Origin of the sequence: Pandoraea pneumonica (assembly GCF_049918595.1) — a bacterium.
GTDB lineage: Bacteria > Pseudomonadota > Gammaproteobacteria > Burkholderiales > Burkholderiaceae > Pandoraea > Pandoraea pneumonica_A.
Window position 1 is genome coordinate 1025981 of the sequence record NZ_JBNCRZ010000001.1, and the last position, 26612, is coordinate 1052592.

Consider the following 26612-nt stretch of genomic DNA (forward strand, 5'->3'; position numbering starts at 1 on the left):
CCTTTATGAGTTCAACCGACCCCGATCTGTGGTTTTCCTTCGTGCGTGCGCACCGCACGATGATTCGTGAAATCGAGCGCCGTCTGGCGGACGCCGGACTCCCCGCCTACGCGTGGTACGACACCCTCTGGGGGCTGGAGAGCGGGCCCGATGGCACGCGCCGCATGCACGAACTGGCCGACGTGCTTGCCATCGAGCGCTACAACCTCACGCGGCTGATCGACCGGCTGGAACAGGAAGGGTTGGTGACGCGCATGCGCTCGCCGGAAGACGGTCGCGCTGCCTACGCGACGATCACCGACAAAGGCCGCACGCTGCGCAAAAAGATGTGGAAGGTCTACCAGTCCACTGTCGCGGAGCTGTTCTTGAGTCAATTCCGCGAGAAGGACGTGCGCCCCACGGCCGAAGCGCTCGACCGGGCCAGCGCCGCCGCGTTCGCACTCCTGTCAGACGCCAAGCGCTAGCCGTCCTCACGCGCCATCAACGTTCCCGATGGTCGATATGCCCACTCATCACGTGGGCATTCGATGACTGGCTTGCGGTTCAAAATGAAACCGCCTAGGATTGCACTTGCAACGATTGCAATTGCAATTCATTTGCCGAAGTCATCCCGCGACCGCCTTACGAGAGGAACGTCATGGCAACCCCCATCACGCTGTACACCGCCAACACCCCGAATGGGCTGAAGATCAGCCTGTACTTGCGCGAGGCCGGCCTCGCTTATCGGCAGATCGACGTCGATCTTTCCGCGGGTGAGCAAAAGCAGCCGGAATTCCTGCGCCTCAACCCGAACGGCAAGATCCCGGTCATCGTCGATCACGAGCGCGGCCAGACCGTCTTCGAATCAGGTGCGATTCTCACGTACCTCGCAGAGAAAACCGGCGTGCTACTGCCTGTTGCTGAAACGGAACGCCTCGCCGTGCAGCAATGGCTCCATTTTCAGATCGGCGGCATCGGTCCGATGCTCGGGCAACTGTGGTGGTTTCTGCACGCGTCGAAGACGGACAACCGCGAAGCAATCGAGCGGTATCGCAAGGAATCGCTGCGGCTGCTAGGCGTCGTCGAGGCGTGTCTCGCACAGTCGGCGTATCTCGCAACCGATGAGTACACGATTGCCGACATCGCTGCGTTTGCATGGCTGCGTTCGCACGAGGAACTGCATTTGGATATCGCGGCGTTTGCGCACGTGCAGCGCTGGCTCGCAAAAATCGACGCGCGCCCGGCCGTCCAAATTGCCATTGCCGCCAATCGTGGCGTGGCGGCGGCTCAGGAGGCGTAACGCGATGGCTTGGGGATATTTGCTACTGGCTGCGGCGCTTGAAATTGCGATGGGAATTGCGCTCAAGCTCAACAGTGGCTGGACGCGGTTGACGCCCAGCGTGATCGCACTGGTTGCGGCGCTAGCTAGCATCTATCTGCTGGCGCTAGCCCTGAAGACGCTGCCCGTCGGCACGGCCTATGCCATTTGGACGGGCATCGGCACGATCGGTCTCGTGGCCATCGGGGTGATGGTCTTCGGCGAAGCCCTGACGTGGTCGCGCGGCGGCTTTCTCACGCTCGCCATTCTCGGCATCGCCGGTCTGCGGCTAACAGGGGGCGAAGGGTGAACCTCGCCCCTGTGCGGGCTTCGTGTCGTTTGCGTCTTTCGTCTCGTTAAGCCGCAATCCGCTCGAAGCTCGCCGCCAGATCTTCCATCAGGTCCTGCGGGTCTTCGAGGCCGATATGCAGCCGCACGATAGGACCGGACGTCGACCAGTCTTCGCAGGTGCGTGTGCCCGCGACGTTCGACACCGTCGCGAGGCTTTCGTAGCCGCCCCACGACGCGCCAATGCCGAACAGGCTCAGCGAGTCGACAAACTGATTGGCCTGCGCCGCCGACGCGTTCGAGAATTCGAACGAGATCAGCCCGTTGGTACCGATGCAATCGCGTTGCCACAGGTCATGCCCCGGATGCGTCGGCAGTGCGGGACAGAACACGCGTGCCACATCGGGCAAGCCTTCGAGCCAATGCGCGATCTCGAGCGCGTGACGCTCGTGCATCTGCAAACGCGCAGCCAGCGTGCGTGTGCCGCGCAGGACCAGATACGCGTCGTCGGGGCTCACGGCCACACCTTGTGCATCGCACATGGTCGAGAACGTTTGCCAGACTTCTTCCGTCGTGGTGACGGTGCCCATCATCACGTCGGAATGGCCGCTCAAGTACTTCGTCGCCGCCATCACCGACACGTCGGCCCCCAGCATCAACGGGCGATATTGCACGCCGGAGCCCCACGTGTTGTCCGCAACGAGCAGCGCGCCGTGACGGTGCGCCAGATCGGCCAGCGCCGGAATATCGCACATCTCGTAGACGAGCGAGCCGGGCGCTTCCACATAGACGATCTTCGTGCGCGCGGTCATGTGCTCACCGGCGTCGCTGCCATCGGCGCGGAAGTAGGTGACGTGCACACCCCACGGCTTGAGAAACGTTTCGACGAAATGGCGCAGCGGCTGGTACACGCAATCGGCGATCAAGACGTGATCGCCCGGACGCACATAAGCGAGAAACACCATCGAGATAGCCGCCAATCCCGTCGGGAAGAGGCGCGTTCGATAACCGCCTTCAAGCCCGGCCACCACGTCTTCCAGCGCGAAACCCGTCGGGTTACCACGCGCACCGTAGGTGAACATGCGCTCGGTGCCACGGCGGCGGCGGGCATCGTTCATGTCGTCCATCGTTTCGAACAACACGGTGGACGCGCGCACCACAGGCGGGTTGACGGCACGGCCGCCGACGACGGGGGTATGCGTGCCACCTTTCACAAGGCGGGTGGCGAGACGTTGGGGGGGCGATTGTCGGGACATGTTCAGGGCGTTGGCAATGACCAGCAGGTCGAATTCATCGCGTGCACGGTCACGCCGTGCACGCACTGGCTCTGCAATTACTTTGCGGCGTCGGGGGCGGTCTGCTCACCGATACGGAACGCACCGCGCTCCTGATCGTCGAGCTGCGCCAGCAGGCCCGTCTCCCACGCCAGATACTGACGTGCGGCCGCCTTGTTGCCGTCGTGACGGTCGTGCACGAAGAACAGGTAATCGATGCACTCGGCGTCCGGCGGCAACTCCGGCGTGCTCACGCCCGACTGACCTGCGGCCGTCCACGCCTTGAAACCGCCTGCGAGCAGCGAGAACGTGCGGGTGTCGCCGGGATGCGAACGACGCCAGTCTGCCACGAACAACTCCGCGACGCCGCGCTCGTCGGCGACGAGCACAACATTCTGCGCCGCCGGGAGTTGCGGCAGTCGGGAGCGAATGGCCCACTGCGCCCCGGGAATATGTTCCTTGCGATAGCTCATGCTCGGACGCACATCGACCACCGCCACGTCGTGATTCGCAGCGAGGGCCGCCGCGTCGATTTCTGGCAGCGTGATGTCGAACGCCGCGGTCGTCGCAGCCAGCGATACGCCGCTATTCAACCCGCCACGCAGAACACTCGCGTCGTGACCCAACTGACGCAACCAGCTCGCGACGATCGGTGCGCGCACGCCGTCGTTATCGAACAGCACCACCCGCGCATGACGCACGCCGACGTACTGATCGGTGGCTTGAATCAACTGGCCGCCCGGCGTGTGCTGGGCGCCGGGCAGGGTGCCAGCAGCGAATTCTTCCGGCGTGCGCACGTCGCACAGGAACAGCGAACGCGACGCATCGGCGGCCCATTGGGCAAACGTGTCGGCATCGATTTCCGGCACGGCAAAGCGCTCGGCCAATGCGCCGCTCGCTTCACGCATCTGCGCGACGCTCGACGGCGTGACGGCGTCCGGATAGCGGCGCGTGCTGCCGTGTTCGAGCGGCAGGTCTTCGAGATACCAGCCCTGCGTGCCGTTCTCGAGCGCCATCACGGGGTTTGGAATGCCGAGGTTAATCAGCGTCTGCGCACCGATGATGCTGCGGGTACGCCCAGCGCAGTTCACCACGATGGGCGTCTGCGGGTTCGGCACCAGTTCGCGGATGCGGTAGCCGAGTTCGCCGTTCGGGCAGCAGATCGACGACGGAATCGTCATCTTCAGATATTCATTCACCGGGCGCCCGTCGAGAATCACGACGTCGTCGCCACGCTCGCGCATGGCGGCCAGTTCGCGCGCCGTCACGCGCGGCGTGTGATACGCCATCTCCACCAGTTCGCCGAACGTTTTCGACGGGACATTCACACCAGCGAAGAGGGCATAGCCCGCTTGCTGCCAGCCTTGCGTGCCGCTCTCCAGCACATGCACGTTGGTGTAACCAAGCGCCGCCAGACGCTCGGCCGCCTGCACAGCGACGGTCGCGTCGGTGTCGTAGACCACGACACGTGCGTCGCGGCGCGGCGCGAGGCGAGGGATGTCGAGCTCAAGGCGGCTGTAGGGCAGGGTCACGCCGTAGAACAGATGGGCTTCGCCGTACTGGCCGTGCTCGCGCACGTCGAAGACGGCGATCTCGGCGCCGTCGTGCAGCCAGTCCTTGAGCTGGGCGGCGGCCACAAATGAGGGGTTGAACGAGGTCATAGCGTAGCGTCGGTATCGAAGTTCGTTGCGGTGTTTGCCGAAACGTAGGGATGAGCGAGCCCGCACCGCTCATCGGAGCGGTGTGATGCGGGAGGCGCGAGACTCGCTCGCGCCGTCAGGAATTACCGGTGGGGTTTAGCGGCGCGTCTTCACGCCGATGTCCATCACCTGATACGTGCCTTTGTCGAGATCGAACGTGATGCGCTCGGTGAGCGTCTCCAGCGCGCGGCCGTACATGTGCAGGTGGCGGATGGGCGCTTCGCCCTTGATCTCCACGGCGTGAATGTCTTCCGATGCCAGCGCAATGCCGTGTCCCGGATCGACCACCACGGTGTCGCTCACTTCGAGCGTGCCGACGCCGGGCGTCGCGCCATCGTCGGTGCGGCGGTACACGTAGTTGTATTCGGTGCCGTCGACCGCTGCGATACAGGCCCACGTGGTGTGGTTATGCGGCGTGATCTTCTTGCCCGGGCGCATCACGTTGAGATACAGCGCGTAGGTGCGGTCGGCATCTTCGTGAATGAGATAGCGGGCTTGCAGCTCGCCGTCGTTCGGCGGCGGGAAATCGGCTTCGTTCCACAGCGCCGTGCGTGCGGCGAGCGATTTGACTTGTTCGAGCACAGCAGCGAGTGCCGGACGCGTTTCGCCCGCCGGGGCCAGTGCGGCCTTCATTGCGGCGATGGCATCGGCCACGACGGCCTGGCGTTGTTCAGTTTGCGTGGACATGATGAGAGGGTTCTCCGTGAAGCTTTGTTATGGATATGCCGGAGGGTCGCTGACCGCGGCAGTGTCGCGTGTGTCGTTATAGGTATGGGGCATCAAGCCGGTACAGAGGCCAATACAGGCTCGCGCGGCATGCTCGCGAACTGCGGGCGCAGCACGTCTTGCAAGAAGCGTTGTGCGCGAGCGTGTTTCGGCTGGCTGAAAAATTCCGATGGCGGCGCGTCTTCGAGCAACTGGCCCTGATCCATGAACCAGACGCGGCTCGAAACATCGCGCGCAAAGCCCATCTCGTGCGTGACGATCATCATCGTCAGCCCTTCGTCGGCCAGCGAGCGCATCACTTGCAGCACTTCCTGCACCATCTCCGGGTCGAGCGCACTCGTCGGCTCGTCGAACAACATAAGCGGCGGCTTCATCGCTAACGCGCGAGCAATCGCCACCCGTTGCTGTTGGCCGCCCGACAAGTTGGCAGGCATCGCATCGATTTTGTGCGCGAGGCCGACCTTCGTCAGCAGCGCTTCAGCCTGCGCCGTGGCTTCGTCTCGCGACATGCCCAGCACCTTCGTCGGGCCCAGAATCAGGTTCTGCCGCACCGACAGGTTCTGAAACAGGTTGAAGCTCTGGAAGACGAATCCGATGCGGGCGCGCAACTGATTGAGCTTCACGTCGCGCGCAGTCACATCCTTGCCTTCGAACAGGATTCGCCCTTGCTGAATCGCTTCAAGGCGGGTGACGGTGCGGATCAGCGTCGACTTGCCCGAGCCCGACGGACCGCATACCACCACGACTTCACCGCGATTGATGGTGGCGTCGATGCCCTTGAGCACGTGGTGCTCGCCGTAGTATTTCTGGACATTCTCGAATGCGAGCATGGTCATGGCCGCGTTCTCCTTCTGAATACTTGAGTGCTTCACGTGCTCAAGCCAAGCCCGCGCGTTGGCGGGCGATGCGGCGCTCCAGCCAACCAGCGAAGCGCGAGATGGCGAAACACACCACGAAATAGAATGCTGCGAGCACGAGGAACGTTTGCAGCGGCTTGGTCAGCGTAATCGTGTTGACCTGCGCGGCCGAGTACGTCAGTTCCGGTACGCCGATCACATACGCCAGCGATGTCGCCTTGATAATCGACACGAACTGATTGACGATCGACGGCAGCATGTTGGCAAGCGCCTGCGGCAGTTGCACGTAACGCATGCTTTGCAGCCACGACAGGCCGTTCGAGCGAGCCGCTTCCATCTGCCCGCGCGGCAAACCCTCGAGACCGGCGCGCACAATCTGCGACAGAAACGCACTCTCATAGACGATGATCGCGCAGACCGCCGTGGTGAACGCCGAGACTTCGGCACCCACGAGCAACGGCACGGCGAAGTACGCCCAGAAGATGATCATCAGCAGTGGAATGCCGCGTACGAGGCGCGTCCACACACCGATGACGCGGCGCAGCCAGCGCCACGGCGAGACCTGCCCCATACCGATGGCCACCGCGATCGGAAACGACACCACGAGCCCCAGCGCCGAGAGAATGAGCGTGATCGCCACGCCGCCCAGCGGGCCATTGGGCCAACTGCCGACGAGGAACAACGCGAGATAGTCGTGAAGAATCTCGAACATGGCGTCAGGCTCCCGACGGCGCCGTGCGGCGCTTGGAAAAATGCTCGGAGAGCGCCATCAGGGCCAGCGTGCCGATCAGGTAAAGAATCGTCGCCACCAGAAATACGTCGAAGGTGCGGAAGGTCAGGTTGTCGATCTGCCGTGTGCGATACAGCAACTCGTGCACACCGATGGCCATCGCCAGCGAGCTGTTCTTGAAGAGCAGCAGCGCCTGATTGAGCAGGGCGGGCAACGCCACGCGAATACCTTGCGGCAGAATCACGTAGCGAAACGATTGCAGATACGACAAGCCGATCGACCACGCGGCTTCCTGCTGCGTGTGTGGAATGGCGCGCAGCCCCGAGCGCAAGTCTTCGGAGATGAACGCGCCCGAGTTGAGCGCAAGCGCCACCGTCGCAAAGAAGAACTCGGTGTTGCCAGCGTTGATCCAGTCGCGCGCACCGTCGGGCAGCAGTTGCGGCACGCCGAAGTACCACACGAGAATCTGCACCAGCACCGGCACATTGCGGTGGTACTCGACCACCACGATCACAAAGCCCTTGAGCAGCTTCACCGGCATGGCGCGCAACGTGGTGAGCACCACGCCCACCACGATCGCGAGCAAACCCGAGACCACGAACAGGCGCAGTGTGGTCAGCACCCCATCGCGAAACAGCTTCAGGTAGCCGTCTTCGAGCAAAAACGAGAGATCGAACATCGCGGGGCGTCTCGCTTACTGCACTTTGATCGGCTCGACCTTATAGTCGCGCGTGAACTTGTAGACCGACTTCGTACCGAGCCACTTGTCGAAACTGTCTTGCAGGCCGTTGGTCTTCTCGTAGTCTTGCAGAATCTTGTTCACCGCCGCCATCAGCGCCGGCTCGCCCTTGTTCATCACCACGCCCCAGCGCTCTTCGAACACCGGCTTGGTCAGCAAGCGGTATTGCTGCGGGCCGCCCTTGGCCGCGGCTTCGTTCGCAAAGCGCGCCAGAATCAACTGACCGGCCACCAGACCTTCTACCTTGCCTTGTTGCAGCGCGAGGAATGCCGACGAGATGTCGTGGAACGTCAGCAGGTTCGAGTCGGGCAAGCGCGTGACCGACACCGCCGCCGAGCTGGAGCCTTCCGACGCAGCGATCTTTTTGCCGGAGAGCTGGTCGAGCGTCTGGATCGGCGAATCGGCACGCACCAGCACGCGGATCGGCGCGACGAAGTATTGATCGCTGAAATCGACTTGGGCCGCGCGCGCGGGCATCCACGCAACGGCAGCCGCCAGCACGTCGACGCGACGCGTCTTGAGCTCAGGAATACGGGCATCGGTCGACAGGGCGCGATGTTCGAGCTTCACGCCGAGGCCCTTGGCAATCGCGCTGCACACGTCGACGTCGAAGCCGACGATCTTGCGCGTGGCGGCATCGGGGAACGCGTAGGGCTCGCTGGCGTTTTGCGTGCCGCAAACGAGCGTGCCGCGCGCCTTGATATCCGCCAGTTGGTCGGCGTGCGCGACGCCCGTCATGGCGAGGGTCGCGAACAGCGCGGCTGCAAGGTGTCGTTGCCACATGATCCTGAGTCTCCTTGGGTTGGACCGTTTGAGGGGATCCATTAGCGGGGGAGTGATCTGCCCTCGGTCACATAAATATTGCTTGAGTGTTAAGCAGGTTATCGACCAAAATCTGCAAGAACAATTTAATTTTTATCCCGGATACATTAGCAACTCTGAAGTATTCCGCCCGGAGATTTATGCGAAATCTGGACATCGACCTGCTGCGCACCTTCGTGGCCATTGCCCAGCACGAGACCTTTGCGGCCGCGGCGACGCGCGTCGGCCGCACACAATCGGCGATCACGCAGCAGATGCAGCGGCTGGAACAGGAAATGGGCTGCCCGCTGTTCGAAAAACAGGGGCGCCAGAAGACGATGACCGCCGACGGCGTACGGCTGGTGGCGTACGCGAACAAGATTCTCGCGCTCAACGATCAGGCGGTGCAGGTCATGCACACGCGCGGCCCCGCAGAGAAACTGCGCATTGGCTCGCCGCATGACGTGGCCGATTCGATTCTGCCGAGCATGCTGCGCCGCTTGTCGAAGCTCTCGGCCGAGTTGCAGTTGGAAATCATCGTCGGGCGCAGCCCGCATCTGATGGATGCGCTGCGCGACAAGGAGCTCGATCTGGCGATCTCCACGCGCTACGACGAGGGGTTTCCGGGCATCAAGCTGCGCACGTCCCCGATGGTGTGGATCTGTGCGGACGACTTCATCTTCAATCCGGCCGAGCCGGTCCCGCTCGTTATGGCCGACGAGTTGAGCCTGTTTCGGCGTCTGTCGATCGAGCGGCTGAATGCGGCCGGTATTGCGTGGCGAACCAGTTTCCATTCGCCGACGCTCACGGGTATCAAAGCGGCGATCAGCGCCGGGCTGGGCATTACCGCGCGCACCACCGAGTTGCTCGACGCCAATATGCGCGTGCTCTCCGAGGCCGACGGTCTGCCCCGGCTGCCCGACGTGGCGTTCTATCTGTATGTGCAGCCCACGTGCACGAGTCAGGTGCTGCGTGAGCTATTCGAGTCGACCGAACACATCGCGTCGCGCTTCGGGCCGCCGTTTCTGATTGGGGAATAGGGCGGGCCGAACGTGACGCGAGCGTGGTGAAGGGTAGCGGTTATGCCTGCGGCGGCGTGCCCGGGCGCAGATAAGCCAGCACATGCGGCACGTAGTCGGCTTTGCCGAGTTCCACGCCGTGATGACGCAGGATGCCGTAGGCGGTGTTGGTGTGGAAATAGAACTGGGCAAGCAGCCAATCACGCGCGTATTGATCGCCGGTCATGTCGAAAACCACGCCATTGGGCAGCGCGAGCGACACGGGCTGATTCGCGCCAGCATCTAGCGCGTCCGAGGGCAGGGCAGCGAGAAATGCGAGCGCGTTGGCAAGACAGGCTTTCGCCTCGTCAAACGTGCCCGGCTTCTGATTGGCGTTCCAGCCTTCGCGCTGCACGGCGAGCGCCGCCTCGGGAATCGGTTCGCCGCGAAGTCGGTAGGCCGGTTCCATCGCCTGATAGCTGACAAAGCGCACCTGCGCGGCGAGCGGATACATGTCGGGCGCAAGCCGCAACGTCATCAGGGCGTCGGGGTGTTTGCCTGCGGAACGCTCGAAGTCTGCCGCTTTGTCGAGCCACGCAGACAGGGCGCGCAGCATCTGCGACAACGTGGGGACCAGAAGCTCAGTTAACGTCATGCCACAACTCCAGTAGTCGGCTCAGGGCCGAGACGGCACCCATTGCCATCGCGCGAAGCATAGCGCGAGCGCGTGAGTTTTGCCGCTCAGGTTGTTGCGATCAGCAGTTCTTCCGCATTCGCCGGTGGGCGCAAACCATCGCTACGATCGGCGAAGTAACGCTGCGCGAGCGCTTCGGCGCTGACATGCTGCGCCGACTTGAAGCCGTTCTCCATCGCGAATGCCATCATCTCGTCTGGCCGGAAAAAGCTGATGAACGGTGTGCCGCTAGCGCGTGCGCCTTTCTCGGCCATTTCTAGCCCGGGACGTACTTCGGGATCGGCCATCTCCAGCGGCAACAAGAACGTCATCGCGAACGTCGACCCCGGCGCGAATGCAGACACTTCACGCAGCGTGGCCGCGTTCGCTTCTCGCGTGAGATACATGCTCACACCGGTCGACACCACAACGGCGGGCTTAGCGGTGTCGAAGCCCTCGCGCAGCAGCGCCTCGCGCCACGATTGGCCCGCTTCGAAATTCACGGGGACAAACCGCAGCGTATCGGCCACGCCGTAACCTAGCGCGATTAGCCGGTTGCGCTTCCATTGCTGCGGCCCCGGCTGGTCGACTTCGAAGATCTTCACGTGCTGCACCGCCTCGGTGCGCCGCTGCGCGAAGCTATCGAGTCCCGCGCCGAGAATCACATACTGATCCACGCCGCGTTGCGCTTCGCTCACGACAAGGTCTTCGATGAATCGTGCGCGCGCCACGATCGAAGCGCGAAACGGGCGGGTGAACGCCGGATTCATATCGCCGCGCTCGCGCCAGTCATCGGGTGGATCTAGCAATTTCAGCCCGATATCGTCGTCGAGCACCGCTGGTGCGGCGTCGACTTCCCGATGGAGCGCACGCCACAACGCAACGCGCGCTGCCGTGCTCTCCGGTGCAATGTCGTGCGAACTCGTCATGGGAACGTGCCTCGCTAAAGTCGGCTTACCGCCCGCCGTAATGCGCTGCCATGAAGTCGATGAATGCACGCGCCCTTGGGTTGACGTGACGCGTGCGCGGATACAGCGCGTAGTAGTGATGGGTGCCCGCGCGATACTGCGGCAACACACGCACAAGCGTACCGCGCGCAAGCTCGGTGCGTACAGTGCGCTCGGTGAATGCCGCAATGCCCAAACCGGCAAGCGCTGCGGAGAAAAGGGCAGGAATCGCGTCGCTAGTGAACGTGTCGGTGAGTACGACGCGGTGCGTCTCGTCGGCGGCGTCGGTTAGCGTCCATTCGGCAGGCTGCCCCACGCGCAGCGGGGCCAACGGCCGATGCGTCGCCAGATCGGCGGGGGTAGACGGCAAGCCGCGTTGCGCGAGGTAACCAGGAGAGGCGACAAGGACGGTATCCGACGACGTCAGTAACTTCGCCATCAGGCTGCTGTCGGCCAGCGGCGTGCTGCTGATGCGCAACGCCACGTCGAAACGCTCGGCGACGAGATCGACGAACTGATCGCTGCACGAGAGTGTGAGGGCGACGTCGGGGTATTGCGACTGAAACGCCGGTAACCAGTCGGCCAGTTCCAACGTGCCGATCGCGAGCGGAACGCTCACGCGCAACGCGCCCTGCAAATGTTCGCGCTCACCCGACATGGCATGTGCCATGGCATCCACGCGCGAGAGGATATCGAGACAATGCCGGTGATATCGCTCCCCGGCACTGGTGAGCGCGAAACGGCGTGTGGTGCGATTGAGTAGCTGCACGCCCAGCGCCGCTTCGGTCTGCTTTAACTGGCGCGACACGCTGGAATGCGACATGCCGAGCACGTCGGCGGCGGCCGTGAAACTCTTGGCATCGACGATGGCGCAGAAGATGCGCATTGCCAGCAATTGATCCATGACGACGTCGAGTGCGGATGAGAACGGGGAGGGCGGAAGACACCCTCGCCCGGCTCGCCTTAACGCAACGGCAAACGGCGAATGGCGTCCGTGGTCATCACATCGCCAAAGGTGTCTTCGATTTCGGCCAGGGCTGCGCGATGCAACACGTCGCTCGCTACGTGCGAGCCGTCGATGCGCGTGATATCGCGAGTGGCCGTGGCGTCCGATGCTACCACGACGTTATAGCCCAACGGCACGGCATCCCGTGCGGCACCGGCCACGCAGGCGTGCGTCATCAGACCGGCGATGACTAGCGTGTCGATGCCCCGCGCTTTCAGAAGTTTGTCGAGATCGGTGCTCGCAAACACGCTCACGGTCGTCTTCTGCAAGACGGTGTCGTGTGCACGCGGCGCCATCGCTGGCAAGAACTCGACCGTTTTACCGTCTTTCGCAAAAACCGCCGACCCGGCAGGCGCCACGTGTTGAATCTGGTAGACGGGGATCTTAGCCGCATCGGCAAATGCGATGAGCTGCTTCGCGTTTTCCATCGCGCGCTTGCCGTCCGGGATCGGCATACGGCCAGTGAAGTATTCGTTCTGGAAGTCGATCACGATCAGTGCGGTGCGCTTCGGATCGAGATGATCTATGGGCTTAGCGCCAAGCATCGCCCGGATCGTCGGATGCGAGGTCGCGGTGCGAGTGTCCGAAGCGTGTGCGACACCGGCCGTCGCAGCACCGATCGAAAGGCCAAGCGCCGCGAGTTTGAGCGTACGAAGCAGCAGATGTGTCATGTGCGGGTTCCTCATCAAGAACAGTCGAGGAACCCAGTCTAGGGACGCGGCGAGGCAGCGAACAGCGGCCCCGCCGCACAAGATTTGTTTGCCGAGTGCACGAATCCGCGCGATGGATCAGGCGGTGAACCAGAGGTGCGACGCGCCCTGATAGCCGACATAGAGGCCGACCAGAATAATCAACGCGCCCGAGAAGTAAGGGGCCTTTCGCGCGAACTCACCGAAGCCCGTCCAGCGGCGGGACACGTGGCGCACGCTCAGTGCCGCCAAGACACCCGAGACGACCATCGTGAGGGCCAACCCGATACTGAAGCACAGCACCAGCCCGGCACCCAACACAAAGCGCTTGAGCTGAAGACACAGCAGCAACACGGTGATCGAGGCCGGGCAGGGCACCAGACCACCCGTCACACCGAACATCACGATCTGACCGGTGGTCACGTTGCGATCGGCAAAGCGCTTCTCGATATCGCGGGCATGGGCAAGTTCGTGAGCATCCTGATATTCCGCCCGCGCGCTGCTCAACGCGGCATGACGATCCACCGGTTGCGCATGCGCATAGGTGTGGGCGACACGGCTCAACGATGCATGCGCCTCATGTCCGGCGTGCGCGTGGACATGATCGTGTCCGTGCGAATGCGCGTGGGGATGAGGGTGCGGATGCGCGTGGTCGTGGTCGTGGTCGGGGTCGTGGTCGTGGTCGTGGTCGTGGTCGTGGTCGTGCCCAGCATTGTGTGCGCGGGCGCGGGCGTTATCGCGCCAGGTGCGCCATAGCATCCAGCACGCGATCAGGATGATGAGCACGGCGGATGCCAATTGGAAATACGGCTCCGTGGCGTTGGCGTCCCAGTTCCGGCCGAAGTACAGCCCGGCCATTGCGACCAACCACACCACGGCGGTATGCGACACGGTCGCCGATAAACCGAGCAGCACCGCCTGCCCGACCGTGCCGCGAATGGCGACGATAAATGCCGCCATCATCGTTTTGGAATGCCCGGGCTCGAGCCCGTGCAGCGCGCCGAGCAGAATCGCGCTCGGAATAAACAGCCAGGCGTTGCCTTGCTGGAGGAGGGTCGAGAATTCGGGCATGGGACAACTCGCGAACGGTCGGAGAAGATCGAACGGCAGTCGCCATTCGACGAAACGTAACTGCGGCAAATATACTCCCCACCAGTATATTTGTGTTAGCATTTTTTTCACGTATTTCCCGGCATCTACAAGGAGCGCGGCCAGACGTGCATACCATTCGAGACAAGAACAAGCTGTTGGCACGTGTTCGCCGCATCCAAGGGCAGGCACAGGCGCTGGAACGCCAGTTGGATCAGGAAGGCGACTGCGTCGAGATCCTGCAACAGATCGCAGCCATTCGCGGCGCGGTCAACGGTCTGATGGCGGCTGTCATCGAAGGCCACCTCGTCGACCATCTGGTCAACGAACCCGATCAGGCAAACCGGGAGACCGAAATGGCCCCGTTGCTGCACGTCATCAAAACCTATCTGAAGTAACCCCTCCTCTCGCGGACCGGAGTTGCGCGACATGCTGACCCTTCGATTGCGCTGGTATGCCCTCGAGACATCGCGGGTGCTGCTCAGGCACTGGCAGGCGCTGGTGCTAATGCTCATGCTGGCGCTGCCCTCGATGCCCGTTTTCGCGCAGGCCCGCATTCTCGGCGCGCCGGTACTGGCCACGCTCGCGCCTACGCGCGGGGTCGAATGGCAGTTCCTCTGGGTACATGCGCTCGAAGCAATTGGCGCGCTGTGGGTGCTGGCACAACGTCGGGCGATTTCGGGCGGATCGTTCGCCGCGTTTGTCAGGTCGCTGCCGATTCCCGAATGGCGCGGGCGCAGCGTCGATCTCGCGATGCTCGCGCTCGCGAGTACCCCCTTGCTGTTGTGTGTCGTGGCGGCATTGATTGCACTCGCCGCGCATCCCGGTGCGCACTACCTCTATGTGCTCGATCTGACGCTCATTACGTTGGCCGCCCAATTGGCGATTTTGCATCGCAAGCGGCAACACCTATGGCCGCTCGTGACGGCCAACGTGCTACTCGTGGCAGGACTGCGGTTCGCCGGTTCCCTGGGCTACGCCTTGCTTACCGGCGCGCTGCTGGTCGCGCTATGGTCGCTGACGCGCTCGTCAGCGTCGGGCGGCGCGCATCGTGTGCGACCATCCGTACCGTTCGATGCGCCCCCGGCGCGCAAGCGACATGTCCTTTCGCCCATCGTGCGGCTACAAGCGGGCATTCTGCGTCGTCATTCGAGCGCCGTGCTTGGCCGCTGTCTGATGATGACGGCGATAGCCGGTGTCACCGTCTATCTCGTCCGGCTATGGGAATTCGACGGGCGGGCGTTCCCGATGGTGTTGATCTCGCAAGCGGGCATTGTGTTGGTCGCGGCCATGCACTACCGCGAGTTGCATGCCGCGCATCAACACGCCGCGCACTTCACGCGTTCGCTGCCACGCCGGGCGGTTACGCAGACGTTCGCCGATTTCGCCACCGTTGTGGGTTTGGCACTGCCGTTCGTTGCCGTCGGCCCGGTGTATCTCGCGTCGAACGATACGATCTCGGCGGCGAAAGTGCTTATTGTGTTGATCAGCGCCCTGCCGCTCATCGCCCTTTTACGATTGCCGCAACGCTATGTTCCGAACCAATCGGTGCTGACCGGCGCGACGCTCGCTGCACTCTGGGTCACCGCCGCGTGGCTTTGTTTTGTCCCCTGATTCGCTTACCGGTCTCCCCATGCTTCGTTTCGAACATCTCACCAAACGCTTCGGCAGTCGCACGCTCTTCGACAATCTGCACTTTCACGCCGAGGCAGGGTGCGTTGCATTGACCGATGAAAATGGCAGCGGCAAATCCACGTTGCTCGGCATTCTCGCGGGGGCTATCGACGCCGATGCGGGCGACGTGTGGCTCGACGGCCATTCGCTGCGCGCCGAGCCGCTCGCCGCAAAGGGCGCGCTGGCGTTTGTCCCTGACGACTGTTTGGCGTATCCGTTTCAAACCGGCCTCGCGTTTCTCGACATGGTCGCGTCAGCCAAGAAGACAACCGTCGATGACAGCGTACTGAATCTTGCGCACCGCTTCGGACTGGCTCCGCATATGGAGAAACGCTTCGAGCAGATGTCGTTGGGCACGCGCCGGAAGTTCTTTCTAAGCGCAACGCTTCTCGGGGCGCCGCGCGTGATCGTCGCGGATGAGCCGGGCAATGGCCTCGATAACGCCGCGCGCGCCGTGTTGATCGACCTGTTCACGACCTTGGGCAAGGATCATTGCGTGTTCTTTTCCAGCCACGATCCCGAGCTCACCGAGGCCTGTCGCGCGAGAACCGTCAGCTTCGCCGACTTCACCGCGCCCGAAGCCGCGAAGACGGCCTAAGCCCGTTGACGAAGCGGCGCCCGGGCGCGCCGCGCCTGTGCCATCATCGCGCCATCGATCCGTTCACGGGAGATGGTCATGGGCGACAAGTGGTTTTCGAAATTTTCGAGCTACCTTTCTTCGGTGACCGGTCGACCGGTTTCGTTCGTGCTGGCGGTCGGGCTCGTCATCGCGTGGGCCGTCACCGGCCCGCTCTTCGATTACAGCGATACGTGGCAACTCGTCATCAACACGTCGACGACGATTGTCACGTTTCTGATGGTGTTCCTCATTCAGAACACGCAGAACCGCGACACGGCCGCCATGCAGATCAAGCTCGACGAGCTGATCCGTGCGATGGAAGGCGCGCATAACGCGCTGCTCGATCTGGAAGAACTCGACGAGAAGGAATTGGTCCGCTTTCGTAATCGCTACGAAGCACTCGCCGAGGCGGCACGCAAAGCCCTGCGTGAAGGCAACGTCGATACCGGCTCACCCCTTGTCGGAGGTGACGACGATGATGCAGGCAAAGCGCGTCACGATCGCGACAACGGCGAGCACAAGTAACCTCGACACTTCACGACGCGTAGAAACATTGCACGATTGCCTGCTCGTAGACTCCGGCCATCCTCTTCACGGAAATGCCGGTCATGCGCGCCAATCGTGCCAATCTCGAATCGCCTCTCGCCGACGCTTCCGGCGTCGAGCGCGTTGCTCCTCCTCACCACACGCAGAGCACTGCCCAGCGCCGCGTACTTGCCGCCACGTGCGTTAGCTACGTCGTCGTCCTGCTCGACACCTCGATCGTCAACGTCGCACTGGAGCGGCTAAGCACCGCCTTCGACGTGCAGATGGCGGGGCTTCAATGGGTGGTCAACGCGTACACGCTGATGTTTGCAAGCCTGCTGCTCTCCGGCGGCACGCTGGGCGACCGCTGGGGTGCGCGCCGCGTCTATCTCGCCGGTCTCGGCCTCTTCACGCTGGCTTCGCTCGCGTGTGCGGCGGCCGTCACGCCCGGCATGCTGATCGCCGCGCGCGCGGTGCAAGGCGTTGGGGCTGCGTTGCTCGTGCCGTGCTCGCTCAAGCTCATCCGTGACGCGACGCCCGACCCGCAAGCGCGCGCCCGTGCCATCGGCCGATGGGTGGGCCTCGGCGGCATTGCCATGGCCGCCGGTCCGCTCGTCGGCGGTGCGTTGATTCATTGGTTCGACTGGCGCAGCGTGTTCTTCGTGAACGTGCCGATCTGTCTCGGCGGAATGGCGATGGCATGGCGCATTACTGAGGAGCGTATTGATCCGGGCGCCTCGCGCACTGCGTCTCTGACCGCCATAATGGGCCAGCCGTCTCGCATCGACCTAGTGGGACTGCTGTGCGGTGTCGTCGCGCTGGGGACGCTGGTTGGCGTGCTGATCGAAGGGCACGCCATCGGTTGGACGTCACCGGTGATTGTCGGCGGGGCGATCGCCTGCTGTCTCGCATGGGCCGTGTTGCTGCGCATCGAATCGGTGCATCCACATCCGATGTTGCCGCTGACATTGTTGCGACATGGCGTCTTCTCCGGGTCGACCTGTGCGTCGATGGCCTCCGCGTTTGTCTTCTATGGATTGCTGTTCGTCGTCAGTCTGCGCTTTGCGCAAGCGCTGGGTTATTCGCCGTTGCAAACCGGCATGGCGTTGCTGCCGATGACCGTCATGGTGGCGGCAGGCAGCCTGTGCGCCGGGCGCATCACCGCGAGGTTCGGTTCGACATGGCCAATGATCGCGGCCTTCGGCGCTTACGCGGCGGGGGCACTCGGGTTGTGGCTTGTCACTGACGGCATGCCGTACGGATTCGCCATTGCACCGATGCTGGCGATTGGGCTGGCGTCGGGCGTTGTTTCGCCCCTCGCAACAGCACCGGCATTGGAGACGGTGCCTGCCGAGCGTGCAGGTGTCGCGGCGGCCGTGCTCAACACCGCCCGTCAGGCGGGCGCCGCGCTTGGCGTGGCGACGTTCGGCTCGCTGCTGGGCGCATTGCACCCTTTTGAGGCAGGCCTGCGTGCGGCGCTGGCACTCGCCGCCATCGTCAGCCTCGTCATGCTGCCGCTCTGGTGGTGGGCGATGCAGCACAAGCGGTAAGCATCGGAAAGCTGCATTAGGGCCGGTTGAGCCCGGTCTGATGCGCATTGACCTGCGCTCATTAAAGTTGTCGCGGGATTACGCCGTAAGCCGAGAGAGTAGACCAGTAGTGTTTGAGTGCGCCGGCACGGGTAACAGCCCCGCAGCGGCGGTTCCCCTCTCTCAACGGCCCGCGCGGGCCAACCGAAGACAGCTCATGAAAGTCACTTCGTTGCGAACCCGGATTCTGCTGATTACCTGCCTGACGGTGGTCGGCGCCCTGATCCTCTCTGGCATCACGACCTACGTGATCGTGCGTGACAGCATGATGTCGAGCATCGCCCACACGCTCTCGGCGGTCGCCAATGGCAATGCGAGCGCCATCGAGCGTTGGTCGGCCGATAAGGCCACCGCCGTGAACGCCACCGCGCAAGTCGTGGAGAAGGGCGATCCGGGCGGCCTCGTCAAACTCATGGGGAAGACGAACGACTTCCCGATTACCAGCGTCGGCTGGTCGGACAAGACGTTCTTTTCCACCGCTCCCACGCCGCCCGACTACGACCCCACGGCACGCCCCTGGTACAAGAGCGCCGTCGCTGCGGGGAAATTGACGGTCACCAAGCCGTATGGCGATTCGTCGACCGGTATTCCTTACGTCGCCTTCACCACGCCGCTCGTGCGTGATGGCCAGACCATCGGTGCCCTGAGCGGCGCCGTCGCCCTCACCGGCGTGCAAGACATCATCAAGGCCGTGCATCCCACGCCCGCCAGTCTGGCGCTCGTCGTTGCCAGCGACGGTCAGGTGATCGCCCACCCGGACAACAAGTTCTCGCTGAAGCCGTCGACTGAGGTCGCTGCCACACTCACCGCCGATTCGCTTGCCGGGATGACGGGTGACGATGCGAAGCCGGTTGAGATGACGCTCTCGGGCGCGCCGAAGTTGCTCAAGGCCAAACGCATTCCGGGCACCGATTGGTATCTCGTCGTTGCGCTCGATCGCGCCGAAGCGACTGCGGGTCTGACGCACGTGCTGACCGCCACCATCGTCACGCTGGTGGTGCTCACGTTGATCGCGCTCGCGATTGCGTCGCTGTTCACGTCGCGCGCGTTCAAGCGCCTGTCGGTCGTGCGCGATGCAATGGACACCATCGGTTCGGGCGACGGCGACATGACGCAACGCCTCGACGTGGAGGGTCACGACGAAGTCGCGCAGATTTCGAAGTCGTTCAACGCGTTCGTGGACAAGATCAGCTCGGTGATGCTCGACGTACGCTCGGGCGTCGCGTCGATGACCTCGGCCACAAGCGAGATCGAAATGGGTAACCGCGATCTGTCGCAACGCACCGAGCAATCGGCAGGGTCGTTACAGGAAACGTCGTCGGCCCTGACCGAACTCACCTCCAGCGTGAAGCAGACTGCGGACACGGCGGAGCACGCCACGCGTCTGGCCAACGACGCCAGCGCGGCCGCCGTACGTGGCGGTCAGGTGGTGACCGATGCGGTCACGACGATGGGCGCGATTACGCAATCGTCGGAGCGCATCACCGAAATCATCGGTGTGATCGACGGCATTGCGTTCCAGACGAATATTCTGGCGCTCAACGCGGCGGTGGAAGCTGCACGTGCGGGCGAGCAAGGCCGCGGGTTTGCTGTGGTGGCAGGGGAAGTGCGCACGCTGGCACAACGCAGTGCGGCAGCAGCGCAGGAAATCAAGGCACTGATCGAGACTTCCGTGCAAAACGTGAAGAGCGGCACGGAGCGTGTACAGGCAGCGGGCACCACGATGAACGAGATCGTGAACGGCATCACGCGCGTGCAGCGTCTCGTGAGTGAGATCCACGGCGCGATGACCGAGCAAAGCACCGGCATCAGCCAGATCGACCGCTCAGTGTCGGAGATGGATCAAGCCACGCAGCAGAACGCCGCGTTGGTGGAAGAATCGGCGGCGGCTTCGGCGATGCTCAGTGAGCAGGCACGCATGCTGGCCGAGACGGTGGCACGTTTCCGTCTGCGCGAGGAGCCGCGTGTGGCGCATGCGCCGACGCTGGCACGCGTAGCCGCTGCACCGCAGCGTCTGGCGGCTTGACGCACTGAGGGCATCGACGTGACGGGCCTCACTGGATAGCCCGTCGCGTCGCCGGTCATCCCCGATGACCGGGTGTCGCGGACGGCACATTGCTGTTATCGAACCATCGCCAGCGATACCGATCCTGGGCGCAAGACGATGCTCGACGTGATCGCGTCAATGCCCCCGTCGGGGTCGCGGGAGGCGCTCAGCGCTTGTACCAGTTGCTCCAGTTTGCCGGGGGCGGCAATCATCGGGTCGAAGGCGATATCACGGCGATCTCTGGGTGTCGGAAGATTGAAATCGTTCTTCACCTTCCAGTCGAACTGCTTCCAATTGGCGAATGTCGCATCGTCGGTGTAAGACTTCGTTTCATCTGGCTCACCATTTCGGTGGAAGGTAACCTCGGCGGTGAAATGCAGCACGTTGTCTTTCAAACTGAATGTGTAGTGAGGCGTTAGCGTTGAGTCGGCCGAGACCCACTGCGTTTCGCCATCTGCGGTGATTGCGTCGGTCATCGCGAATTTCTGAACGTGGCGCGCTACCGACTCGAGGCTATTCCAAACGTTCTCAGGCACGGCAGAAAGGTCACGCAAATACCGCGGGAAATACGCATCCTTGGACGCGCCCGAAATCGTCGGCTCGTTCAGTCGACGCAGAGAGGCATCGAGAAATTCAGCCGCCTCGTCCATACTCCGCGCGATCAGTCCGCCTCGATTGGGGTCGAAAACCGTGTACTTGAATTGGGACCGGTCGTCTTCCAAAGGGGTCCGCTCGATGTACACCGAGTGTTGCCGCATTTCGCCGGGTGGTAGCCGCTGATGCGTCTTCGCGCTGAAGACTTCGTACGAGAGCTCCATTTTGTCGCTCCGCATTGCGCTTAGGATATCCACGCCGGACCGCTCATATTTATTCGATATCCACTCCGAACTCGGCGTCGGGAGCGTCTCATAGGCCTCGTTGAATATGACTTGGCTCTTCAGAAATAAGCTCAGGTCCATCCCCTCATCTTGCTTTAGTCCTTTAAAGGTGAGGTTATTGCCAAAGGCACCCAGAAACGCTGGATCCAGTTTCGACATCCGATCGAACGCCCCGGCGATGACCGCCAGCTTATCGAGCGTGTCACGGCCGCTGCCCGGGTTCCCAGCCTCGGAAATTGCGAAAAGCATCGCGTGGGCGTACGCATTGCCTCGCGCTTCGAGCTTGAACGCTCCGTCAAAGATTTTCGAAGCCCCATCGAGCGCTTGGTTGAGTTCCGACTGATCAAACGTGAAATCCACTGACATGGCATTACCTCCTGGTGAATTACGAAATCGCCCGCGACCCAAGGGCTGTGATCCGGCCTATCGTTCCTTGAACGATTCCGAAGTCACTTCCTTGATGGGAGAGAGCAGGTATTCGATGACGCGGCGTTCATCCGTTTTGATCTCCGCCGTAACGGCCATCCCCGTCTGAATGTGCAACGTGCGCCCGCTGTGGCTCACTGAATCTGCTGGAAGACGAATACGCGCCATGTACACCGGCCCCAACTTTTCGTCGTTCACGGCATCTTGCGACACATGCTCGACGGTGCCGGTCAGCGTCCCGTACTTCGTGTACGAGTAGGTCTCGATCTTCAGCGTGACGTCCTGCCCCGGTTTGACGAAGCCTGCGTCTTGATTGAGCACTTTGGCCTCGACTGCCATCGCGACATCGTGGGGCACGACGAGCATCAACGTCTGGGCCGGTTGCACCACACCACCCACGGTATGTATCGCGCGCTGCTGAATCGTGCCATCCACGGGTGCGCGCAAAAACCGGTATTGCTCACGTTGCTTATAACGATCGATGCTCAATTCCGCCTCACGGATTTGATCGTTCGCTTTCGTCAGCTCGGTCAGTGCGTCACGACGAAACTCCGCACGCGCCTGATTCAGGTCCTCGGCTAACCGCGATATCGTCGCGCGATGCTGTCGGCTGCGTTGACGCTCAGCGTTCAGAGTCTGTTCCGTCTCGCCAAGCTCTTGCTCGGCTTCGAGCCACTTCAGCCGCGCGACACCGTTGTGTTCAAGCAGCGTCTTGAGGGCGCTAGCCTTGCTTGCCAGCACCTCACGCCGAACGTTGAGCCGCGCGATCTCGCTCGCACTGGCCGCTAGCATCGCTTCCGCTTCGGCACGTTGCGCCGCGGCCGACGCCACCTTCGCGTGATACAACGCCTGACGCGACGCCAACAGACTGCGCGCGCGCTCCACCTGTACCGAATTCCCGGATGCCCACGCTGCCGACGATTTGCTTCCATCCAGCGTCGCAAGAAACGCCTGCAATTGCGCCGAATCGAGTTGCGCCGTGGTCAGTTGCCGTTCCAACTGCATCAGATCGACCTGCTCTTCCACGCTGTCGAGCACCACCAACAAGTCGCCCTTCTTCACCTGTTGGCCATCGTCGACAAGAATCTTGCGCACGATGCCGATCTCGAACGGTTGAATGGCTTTCGTCCCCCCCAGCGGCACCACCTTGCCTTGCGCGACCGCATTCATGTCGACACGCCCGAATATCGACCAGACCAGCGCAATGGTGAACAACGCGATGATGAGCATGGCCACTTTGCGGCCCGCGGGGGACGCCGGGGTATCGAGAATTTCCAGTTCGGCAGGCAGGAATTCGCGCTCATGTGAAGGCACCGTCTGCCAGCGCGACATCGCCCGGTTGCGCCATACCTCGAACCGGCCTCTTATCGTTTTCAGCAATGTCATGCCGTCATCTCCCCGGCCTGAATTCGGCACAGGCGTGCATAACGGCCGCCGCGAGCGACCAACTCGTCGTGCGTGCCGTCTTCCACCACTTCGCCGGATTCGATCGTGATGATGCGATCGGCATGACGCACCGTCGACAGCCGGTGCGCAATGATCAGCACCGTGCGGCCCTCACAGATGGCCCGCATGTTCTGCTGAATGATGCTCTCCGACTCGTAGTCGAGCGCGCTGGTCGCTTCGTCGAGAATCAGGATGCGCGGATTCGTCACTAACGCGCGTGCGATAGCAATGCGCTGGCGTTGGCCGCCCGAGAGATTCACGCCGCGCTCTTCGATCTGCGTGTCGTAGCCGTGTGACATGCTGAGAATGAACTCATGCGCCCCGGCTAGCTTCGCGGCATCGATCACTCGTTCGAGCGGCATCGCGGGGTCGGCCATGGCGATGTTCTCGCGCACACTGCGGTTGAACAGCAGGTTCTCCTGAAGCACGACGCCGATCTGCGTGCGTAACCAATGCGTGTCGACCATCGCGAGATCGACGCCATCGATCACGACGCGTCCCGCCGAGGGCACGTACATGCGCTGCACCAGTTTGGTCAGCGTGCTTTTCCCGGATCCCGACGGCCCGACAATGCCCACTGTCTGACCGGCTTGGATGCCCAAGGTGACGCCACGCAGCACTTCTGGCTTGTCCGGGCGATAGCGAAACGTCACAGCGTCAAACGTCACGTCGCCCTGTATCGACGCCATCATGGCGCGCCCCGGGTTGTAACCCGGCTCGGTGGGGCTGTTAAGAATGTCGCCGAGGCGGTCGATGGAGATGCGCGCCTGCTGAAAATCGTTCCAAAGTTGCGAGAGTCGCAACACCGGTGCGGTGACGTGATTGGCGAACATGTTGAATGCCACCAACTGCCCGACGGTAAGGTCGCCGCCGATGACCTTCATCGCGCCGATATACAGCAGCGAGGCGCTGCAAAGCTTCGAGACCAGTTGCACGGTCTGGCCTGCGATATTGCCGAGATTAGCCGTGCGGAAGCTGGCACGAACGTATGCCGCGAGCAGTGTCTCCCACCGGCTTTGCGCTTGTGGCTGCACCGACATCGACTTGAGCGTCTCAATGCCGCTCACCGACTCCACCAGAAACGATTGCGACTCAGCGCCGCGTCTGAATTTTTCTTCCACTCGTGCCCGCAACACCGGTGTCACGAACACGGCGATTAGTGCGTAGCAGGGTAGCGAGATGAGCACGATCATCGTGAGCCACGGACTGTAGAACCACATGATGGCGAGAAACACCACGGTGAACAGCAAGTCCATGACCAACGTGAGCGCGGAGCTCGTAATGAAGTCGCGGATGCTGTCGAGCTCGCGGATGCGGGCTACCGTCTCGCCGGTGCGTCGCGATTGAAAGTAAGCAATCGGCAACGCCAGCAGATGTCGGAATAACTTCGCGCCGAGTTCGACATCGATCCGATTGGCGGTGTGCGAAAACACGTAGGTGCGTAGCCCCCCCATCACCACTTCGAACACCGAGACCGTAATCAGTCCGATCACTAGCACTTTGAGTGTGCTCATGCTCTGGTGCACCAGCACCTTGTCCATCACCACTTGGAAGAACAGCGGTGAAATCAACGCGAACAGTTGTAAAAACAGCGAGATCAAAAGCACTTCGCCGATCAGCCGCTTGTACTTCATGAACGCGGGCAAGAACCACGCTATATCGAACTTGCCGCCTGCGCCGAGCAACGCCGCGCGCTGGGTCGCTAGCACCAGTTCGCCCGTGAACTGCGCCTCGAATTCGGCGAGCGGCAGCGCAAGCACCTGACCGCTGCGACTGTCCTGCACGACGGCCAGCCCCTCGGCAATCTTGCCCAGCAACATGAACGTGCCGTCACGCATGACAGCGATGGCGGGCAGTGGCGTTTTCTCCAGTCGCGCCGGCAACACGCGCACTTGCTTTGATTTCAATCCGAGGCGACGAAGCAGCCGGACCAGTTGCGCCGCGTCAACGTCTTCTCCTGCTAGTTCGCGGTGAAGTTGCGCAGCATTGGCGGGCAGTCGGAAGAAGCTGAGAAGGATGACAACACTCTCCACGGCGCTGTCGCGGGATGCGGTTTCCTGTGAGGCGTCGTCCGGCGCATCCGGAGGAGGTGGAGACGGCTGTGGAGGCGGCGGAAGTGTTGAAGTCTGCGACATGCGCATGTGGAATCAGCCTTCTTGAGTCATCAACGTGTTATTGAGGTCGGCGAGTACGTTCTCGTCGAGATGGCCGGTGGTGTAGGCGAGCAGTAAGCGCGACATGTAATAGGCCTGGAACGCTTCGGCGAGGCCTGTGCGCGCTTCGAAGTGCTCTTTCTGCGCGCGCAGAAGGTCGAGATTGGTGCGCAGCCCGACGTCGCGCCCGTGCCGGGTCGCCTCCACCTTGTTTTGCGTCGACTGCCGTTGCGCCAGGCGCGCGCGCACCTGCTGCGCACCGCTCTTGGCACCGAAGTAGGCCTTCATCACGCTCTCGCGCACCTTGGCGCGTGTGTCGTCGAGCTTTGCCTGCGCGCTGTCGGCTTTGTGCCGGGCCTCACGCACTTGCGAGGCATGCATGCCGCCGGCAAACAGGGGAATCGTGACGTTCACCCCGATGACGTTGTCGCGCCGCGACGGGTCGCTGTAGGCATATAGCGGAGTGGTCTGGCTAGTGCGGTGCCGGGCGAAAAGCTCCACGACTGGGAGAAAGCGGCCCGCCGCTTCGTCGATGTTGGTTCGCGCGACGTCGAGTTCGAGGGATTTTTGGTGGAGATCGCTACTGTCGTCGTCAGCGATTTGCACGTAGGTTTCGAGCGGCGCCAGTGCGCGGGCCTGTGCGAATCGCTCGCCGAAGCGCGCTGTGATTTCCGCCGGATTTAGACCGGTGAATCGCGCTAACGCGCGCTGCGCGAGCACCCACTCGTTCTCGGCGACGATGACGTTGGCCTGCGCTTCGTCGAATGCGGCTTGTGCCTCGTCCTGATCGAGTTTGGCCGACAGTCCGAGTCCGACTTCCTCCGTCACGTTGGCGAGTTGCATTTGAAGCGCTTCGTGACTCGCCTTGGCTGCGGCCAATTTGTCCCGTGCCACGAGCATGTCGAAGAACGAACGCGCGCTTTCCAGCATCAGCTGCTGTTCGTTGCCGATGAATGTGGCGATGCCGAGGTCGGTGAGCTCGCGCCCCTTCCGAAATCCTGCGAAGCGGGGGACATCGAATAGCGGCTGACGAAGTTCGACGTCGTAGGTCTGGCTACGGATTTCGCGACCTCGACTGGCGCTATCGCGGTCCCAATCGAACCGACCTTCCAGTTGAATGCGCGGCAAGATCTGCGCGAGTCCTTGGTCGAATTGCTCGCTGCTGGCAGCGAGGTCCGCTCGTGCGGCGGCAAACCCTGCGTTGTACTCGCGCGAGGCGCGTACGGCGTCGAGTAAATCGAACGCATTCGCTAGCAATGGCACCTGAAAAAACACGAAGACAAGGGGAAGCAGGAATGCGCGGTTCATTGCAGTGAATTGGCGATTGGGCGGGAAAAGCGGGCGCAGTTCGATGTCGGCGCGATCGAGGCGGAGCCGATGTGCGGCACAGACCGACATTCCCCACCGGTCACTTTGCGCGACCGGTGGATTGAAGGGAAAT

At 62.4% G+C, this 26612-nt stretch carries 26 protein-coding genes; 10 read left to right on the plus strand and 16 right to left on the minus strand.

Translation table 11 applies throughout. The annotated features are described in order from the left end of the window. Positions 1-5 precede the first annotated feature (5 nt). From ACPWR9_RS04755 to ACPWR9_RS04765, 3 genes are all read left to right on the plus strand, one after another. Complete coding sequence (locus ACPWR9_RS04755; protein ID WP_426296252.1) at positions 6-464, plus strand: MarR family winged helix-turn-helix transcriptional regulator; 459 nt, start codon at positions 6-8, stop codon at positions 462-464. A gap of 173 nt (positions 465-637) precedes the next feature. Beyond that, the gene (locus ACPWR9_RS04760; protein WP_426296251.1) at positions 638-1279 is read left to right on the plus strand and encodes a glutathione S-transferase family protein; all 642 of its coding nucleotides are present in this window, start codon (positions 638-640) and stop codon (positions 1277-1279) included. 4 nt (positions 1280-1283) lie between these two features. After that, positions 1284-1607, plus strand: a complete 324-nt coding sequence (locus tag ACPWR9_RS04765; RefSeq protein WP_426296250.1) for a DMT family transporter — start codon at positions 1284-1286, stop codon at positions 1605-1607. A gap of 46 nt (positions 1608-1653) precedes the next feature. Here ACPWR9_RS04765 and metC read toward each other — a convergent pair whose 3' ends face one another. From metC to ACPWR9_RS04800, 7 genes are all read right to left on the minus strand, one after another. Beyond that, complete coding sequence (gene metC, locus ACPWR9_RS04770; protein ID WP_426296249.1) at positions 1654-2841, minus strand: cystathionine beta-lyase; 1188 nt, start codon at positions 2839-2841, stop codon at positions 1654-1656. Positions 2842-2918: 77 nt separating this feature from the next. Beyond that, positions 2919-4520, minus strand: coding sequence for a rhodanese-like domain-containing protein (locus ACPWR9_RS04775; protein ID WP_426296248.1), 1602 nt, complete (start codon positions 4518-4520; stop codon positions 2919-2921). A 135-nt stretch (positions 4521-4655) separates the two neighbouring features. Further along, complete coding sequence (locus ACPWR9_RS04780; RefSeq protein WP_426296247.1) at positions 4656-5246, minus strand: hypothetical protein; 591 nt, start codon at positions 5244-5246, stop codon at positions 4656-4658. Positions 5247-5338: 92 nt separating this feature from the next. Further along, positions 5339-6115 carry an amino acid ABC transporter ATP-binding protein gene (locus ACPWR9_RS04785; protein WP_426296619.1) on the minus strand — a complete coding sequence of 259 codons (777 nt, stop codon included), beginning with the start codon at positions 6113-6115 and terminating at the stop codon, positions 5339-5341. 46 nt (positions 6116-6161) lie between these two features. Next, positions 6162-6854 (minus strand): amino acid ABC transporter permease, encoded by a 693-nt coding sequence (locus ACPWR9_RS04790; RefSeq protein ID WP_426296246.1) that lies wholly within the window; start codon positions 6852-6854, stop codon positions 6162-6164. A gap of 4 nt (positions 6855-6858) precedes the next feature. Continuing rightward, on the minus strand, positions 6859-7551 hold the full coding sequence (locus ACPWR9_RS04795; protein WP_426296245.1) for an amino acid ABC transporter permease: 693 nt from the start codon (positions 7549-7551) through the stop codon (positions 6859-6861). A 15-nt stretch (positions 7552-7566) separates the two neighbouring features. After that, positions 7567-8394 carry a transporter substrate-binding domain-containing protein gene (locus tag ACPWR9_RS04800; protein ID WP_426296244.1) on the minus strand — a complete coding sequence of 276 codons (828 nt, stop codon included), beginning with the start codon at positions 8392-8394 and terminating at the stop codon, positions 7567-7569. Between the two features lie 179 nt (positions 8395-8573). On the opposite strand from ACPWR9_RS04800, the gene ACPWR9_RS04805 reads away from it, so the two are divergent. Continuing rightward, on the plus strand, positions 8574-9452 hold the full coding sequence (locus tag ACPWR9_RS04805; RefSeq protein ID WP_150679493.1) for a LysR substrate-binding domain-containing protein: 879 nt from the start codon (positions 8574-8576) through the stop codon (positions 9450-9452). 40 nt (positions 9453-9492) lie between these two features. Here the strand turns inward: ACPWR9_RS04805 and ACPWR9_RS04810 are convergent, their stop codons facing one another. The 5 genes from ACPWR9_RS04810 to ACPWR9_RS04830 all read right to left on the minus strand — a co-directional run bounded on the left by ACPWR9_RS04810 (position 9493) and on the right by ACPWR9_RS04830 (position 13796). Next, entirely contained in the window at positions 9493-10065 is a 573-nt protein-coding gene (locus ACPWR9_RS04810) for a DUF1993 domain-containing protein (protein WP_426296243.1), read from the minus strand. Positions 10066-10151: 86 nt separating this feature from the next. Further along, entirely contained in the window at positions 10152-11012 is an 861-nt protein-coding gene (locus ACPWR9_RS04815; RefSeq protein ID WP_426296242.1) for a class I SAM-dependent methyltransferase, read from the minus strand. Positions 11013-11037: 25 nt separating this feature from the next. Continuing rightward, the gene (locus tag ACPWR9_RS04820; protein WP_426296241.1) at positions 11038-11934 is read right to left on the minus strand and encodes a LysR family transcriptional regulator; all 897 of its coding nucleotides are present in this window, start codon (positions 11932-11934) and stop codon (positions 11038-11040) included. 59 nt (positions 11935-11993) lie between these two features. Then, complete coding sequence (locus ACPWR9_RS04825; RefSeq protein ID WP_426296240.1) at positions 11994-12707, minus strand: cysteine hydrolase family protein; 714 nt, start codon at positions 12705-12707, stop codon at positions 11994-11996. A 117-nt stretch (positions 12708-12824) separates the two neighbouring features. Continuing rightward, positions 12825-13796 carry a nickel/cobalt efflux protein RcnA gene (locus ACPWR9_RS04830; RefSeq protein ID WP_426296239.1) on the minus strand — a complete coding sequence of 324 codons (972 nt, stop codon included), beginning with the start codon at positions 13794-13796 and terminating at the stop codon, positions 12825-12827. 146 nt (positions 13797-13942) lie between these two features. On the opposite strand from ACPWR9_RS04830, the gene ACPWR9_RS04835 reads away from it, so the two are divergent. From ACPWR9_RS04835 to ACPWR9_RS04860, 6 genes are all read left to right on the plus strand, one after another. Continuing rightward, positions 13943-14212 carry a metal/formaldehyde-sensitive transcriptional repressor gene (locus ACPWR9_RS04835; RefSeq protein WP_426296238.1) on the plus strand — a complete coding sequence of 90 codons (270 nt, stop codon included), beginning with the start codon at positions 13943-13945 and terminating at the stop codon, positions 14210-14212. 31 nt (positions 14213-14243) lie between these two features. Beyond that, positions 14244-15428: a hypothetical protein gene (locus tag ACPWR9_RS04840; protein WP_426296237.1), complete on the plus strand. Its 1185-nt coding sequence runs from the start codon at positions 14244-14246 to the stop codon at positions 15426-15428. 19 nt (positions 15429-15447) lie between these two features. Further along, complete coding sequence (locus ACPWR9_RS04845) at positions 15448-16086, plus strand: ABC transporter ATP-binding protein (RefSeq protein ID WP_426296236.1); 639 nt, start codon at positions 15448-15450, stop codon at positions 16084-16086. Positions 16087-16164: 78 nt separating this feature from the next. Beyond that, on the plus strand, positions 16165-16632 hold the full coding sequence (locus ACPWR9_RS04850; RefSeq protein WP_426296235.1) for a low affinity iron permease family protein: 468 nt from the start codon (positions 16165-16167) through the stop codon (positions 16630-16632). An 83-nt stretch (positions 16633-16715) separates the two neighbouring features. Beyond that, on the plus strand, positions 16716-18182 hold the full coding sequence (locus ACPWR9_RS04855; protein ID WP_426296234.1) for an MFS transporter: 1467 nt from the start codon (positions 16716-16718) through the stop codon (positions 18180-18182). A 196-nt stretch (positions 18183-18378) separates the two neighbouring features. Continuing rightward, positions 18379-20247 carry a methyl-accepting chemotaxis protein gene (locus tag ACPWR9_RS04860; RefSeq protein WP_426296233.1) on the plus strand — a complete coding sequence of 623 codons (1869 nt, stop codon included), beginning with the start codon at positions 18379-18381 and terminating at the stop codon, positions 20245-20247. 95 nt (positions 20248-20342) lie between these two features. Here the strand turns inward: ACPWR9_RS04860 and ACPWR9_RS04865 are convergent, their stop codons facing one another. Genes ACPWR9_RS04865 through ACPWR9_RS04880 form a run of 4 tightly spaced genes read right to left on the minus strand, consistent with a single transcriptional unit; the run spans position 20343 to position 26479 of the window. Further along, on the minus strand, positions 20343-21512 hold the full coding sequence (locus ACPWR9_RS04865; protein ID WP_426296232.1) for a hypothetical protein: 1170 nt from the start codon (positions 21510-21512) through the stop codon (positions 20343-20345). Between the two features lie 57 nt (positions 21513-21569). Then, on the minus strand, positions 21570-22958 hold the full coding sequence (locus tag ACPWR9_RS04870; protein WP_426296231.1) for an HlyD family type I secretion periplasmic adaptor subunit: 1389 nt from the start codon (positions 22956-22958) through the stop codon (positions 21570-21572). Beyond that, positions 22955-25153: a type I secretion system permease/ATPase gene (locus ACPWR9_RS04875; protein WP_426296230.1), complete on the minus strand. Its 2199-nt coding sequence runs from the start codon at positions 25151-25153 to the stop codon at positions 22955-22957. Before ACPWR9_RS04875 ends, ACPWR9_RS04870 begins: the two co-directional genes overlap by 4 nt. Before the next feature lie 12 nt (positions 25154-25165). Continuing rightward, positions 25166-26479: a TolC family outer membrane protein gene (locus ACPWR9_RS04880; protein ID WP_426296229.1), complete on the minus strand. Its 1314-nt coding sequence runs from the start codon at positions 26477-26479 to the stop codon at positions 25166-25168. Positions 26480-26612 lie beyond the last annotated feature (133 nt).

What these genes read in the sequence shown, in the direction of transcription:
- ACPWR9_RS04880 (WP_426296229.1), bottom strand. Translation starts at nt 26,479, where the DNA reads ATGAACCGCGCATTCCTGCTTCCCCTTGTCTTCGTGTTTTTTCAGGTG.
- ACPWR9_RS04825 (WP_426296240.1), bottom strand. Translation starts at nt 12,707, where the DNA reads ATGACACATCTGCTGCTTCGTACGCTCAAACTCGCGGCGCTTGGCCTT.
- ACPWR9_RS04755 (WP_426296252.1), top strand. Translation starts at nt 6, where the DNA reads ATGAGTTCAACCGACCCCGATCTGTGGTTTTCCTTCGTGCGTGCGCAC.
- ACPWR9_RS04810 (WP_426296243.1), bottom strand. Translation starts at nt 10,065, where the DNA reads ATGACGTTAACTGAGCTTCTGGTCCCCACGTTGTCGCAGATGCTGCGC.
- ACPWR9_RS04815 (WP_426296242.1), bottom strand. Translation starts at nt 11,012, where the DNA reads ATGACGAGTTCGCACGACATTGCACCGGAGAGCACGGCAGCGCGCGTT.
- ACPWR9_RS04800 (WP_426296244.1), bottom strand. Translation starts at nt 8,394, where the DNA reads ATGTGGCAACGACACCTTGCAGCCGCGCTGTTCGCGACCCTCGCCATG.
- ACPWR9_RS04855 (WP_426296234.1), top strand. Translation starts at nt 16,716, where the DNA reads ATGCGCGCCAATCGTGCCAATCTCGAATCGCCTCTCGCCGACGCTTCC.
- ACPWR9_RS04775 (WP_426296248.1), bottom strand. Translation starts at nt 4,520, where the DNA reads ATGACCTCGTTCAACCCCTCATTTGTGGCCGCCGCCCAGCTCAAGGAC.
- ACPWR9_RS04840 (WP_426296237.1), top strand. Translation starts at nt 14,244, where the DNA reads ATGCTGACCCTTCGATTGCGCTGGTATGCCCTCGAGACATCGCGGGTG.
- metC (WP_426296249.1), bottom strand. Translation starts at nt 2,841, where the DNA reads ATGTCCCGACAATCGCCCCCCCAACGTCTCGCCACCCGCCTTGTGAAA.
- ACPWR9_RS04870 (WP_426296231.1), bottom strand. Translation starts at nt 22,958, where the DNA reads ATGACATTGCTGAAAACGATAAGAGGCCGGTTCGAGGTATGGCGCAAC.
- ACPWR9_RS04765 (WP_426296250.1), top strand. Translation starts at nt 1,284, where the DNA reads ATGGCTTGGGGATATTTGCTACTGGCTGCGGCGCTTGAAATTGCGATG.
- ACPWR9_RS04760 (WP_426296251.1), top strand. Translation starts at nt 638, where the DNA reads ATGGCAACCCCCATCACGCTGTACACCGCCAACACCCCGAATGGGCTG.
- ACPWR9_RS04780 (WP_426296247.1), bottom strand. Translation starts at nt 5,246, where the DNA reads ATGTCCACGCAAACTGAACAACGCCAGGCCGTCGTGGCCGATGCCATC.
- ACPWR9_RS04785 (WP_426296619.1), bottom strand. Translation starts at nt 6,115, where the DNA reads ATGCTCGCATTCGAGAATGTCCAGAAATACTACGGCGAGCACCACGTG.
- ACPWR9_RS04795 (WP_426296245.1), bottom strand. Translation starts at nt 7,551, where the DNA reads ATGTTCGATCTCTCGTTTTTGCTCGAAGACGGCTACCTGAAGCTGTTT.
- ACPWR9_RS04820 (WP_426296241.1), bottom strand. Translation starts at nt 11,934, where the DNA reads ATGGATCAATTGCTGGCAATGCGCATCTTCTGCGCCATCGTCGATGCC.
- ACPWR9_RS04830 (WP_426296239.1), bottom strand. Translation starts at nt 13,796, where the DNA reads ATGCCCGAATTCTCGACCCTCCTCCAGCAAGGCAACGCCTGGCTGTTT.
- ACPWR9_RS04865 (WP_426296232.1), bottom strand. Translation starts at nt 21,512, where the DNA reads ATGTCAGTGGATTTCACGTTTGATCAGTCGGAACTCAACCAAGCGCTC.
- ACPWR9_RS04860 (WP_426296233.1), top strand. Translation starts at nt 18,379, where the DNA reads ATGAAAGTCACTTCGTTGCGAACCCGGATTCTGCTGATTACCTGCCTG.
- ACPWR9_RS04875 (WP_426296230.1), bottom strand. Translation starts at nt 25,153, where the DNA reads ATGTCGCAGACTTCAACACTTCCGCCGCCTCCACAGCCGTCTCCACCT.
- ACPWR9_RS04805 (WP_150679493.1), top strand. Translation starts at nt 8,574, where the DNA reads ATGCGAAATCTGGACATCGACCTGCTGCGCACCTTCGTGGCCATTGCC.
- ACPWR9_RS04845 (WP_426296236.1), top strand. Translation starts at nt 15,448, where the DNA reads ATGCTTCGTTTCGAACATCTCACCAAACGCTTCGGCAGTCGCACGCTC.
- ACPWR9_RS04790 (WP_426296246.1), bottom strand. Translation starts at nt 6,854, where the DNA reads ATGTTCGAGATTCTTCACGACTATCTCGCGTTGTTCCTCGTCGGCAGT.
- ACPWR9_RS04850 (WP_426296235.1), top strand. Translation starts at nt 16,165, where the DNA reads ATGGGCGACAAGTGGTTTTCGAAATTTTCGAGCTACCTTTCTTCGGTG.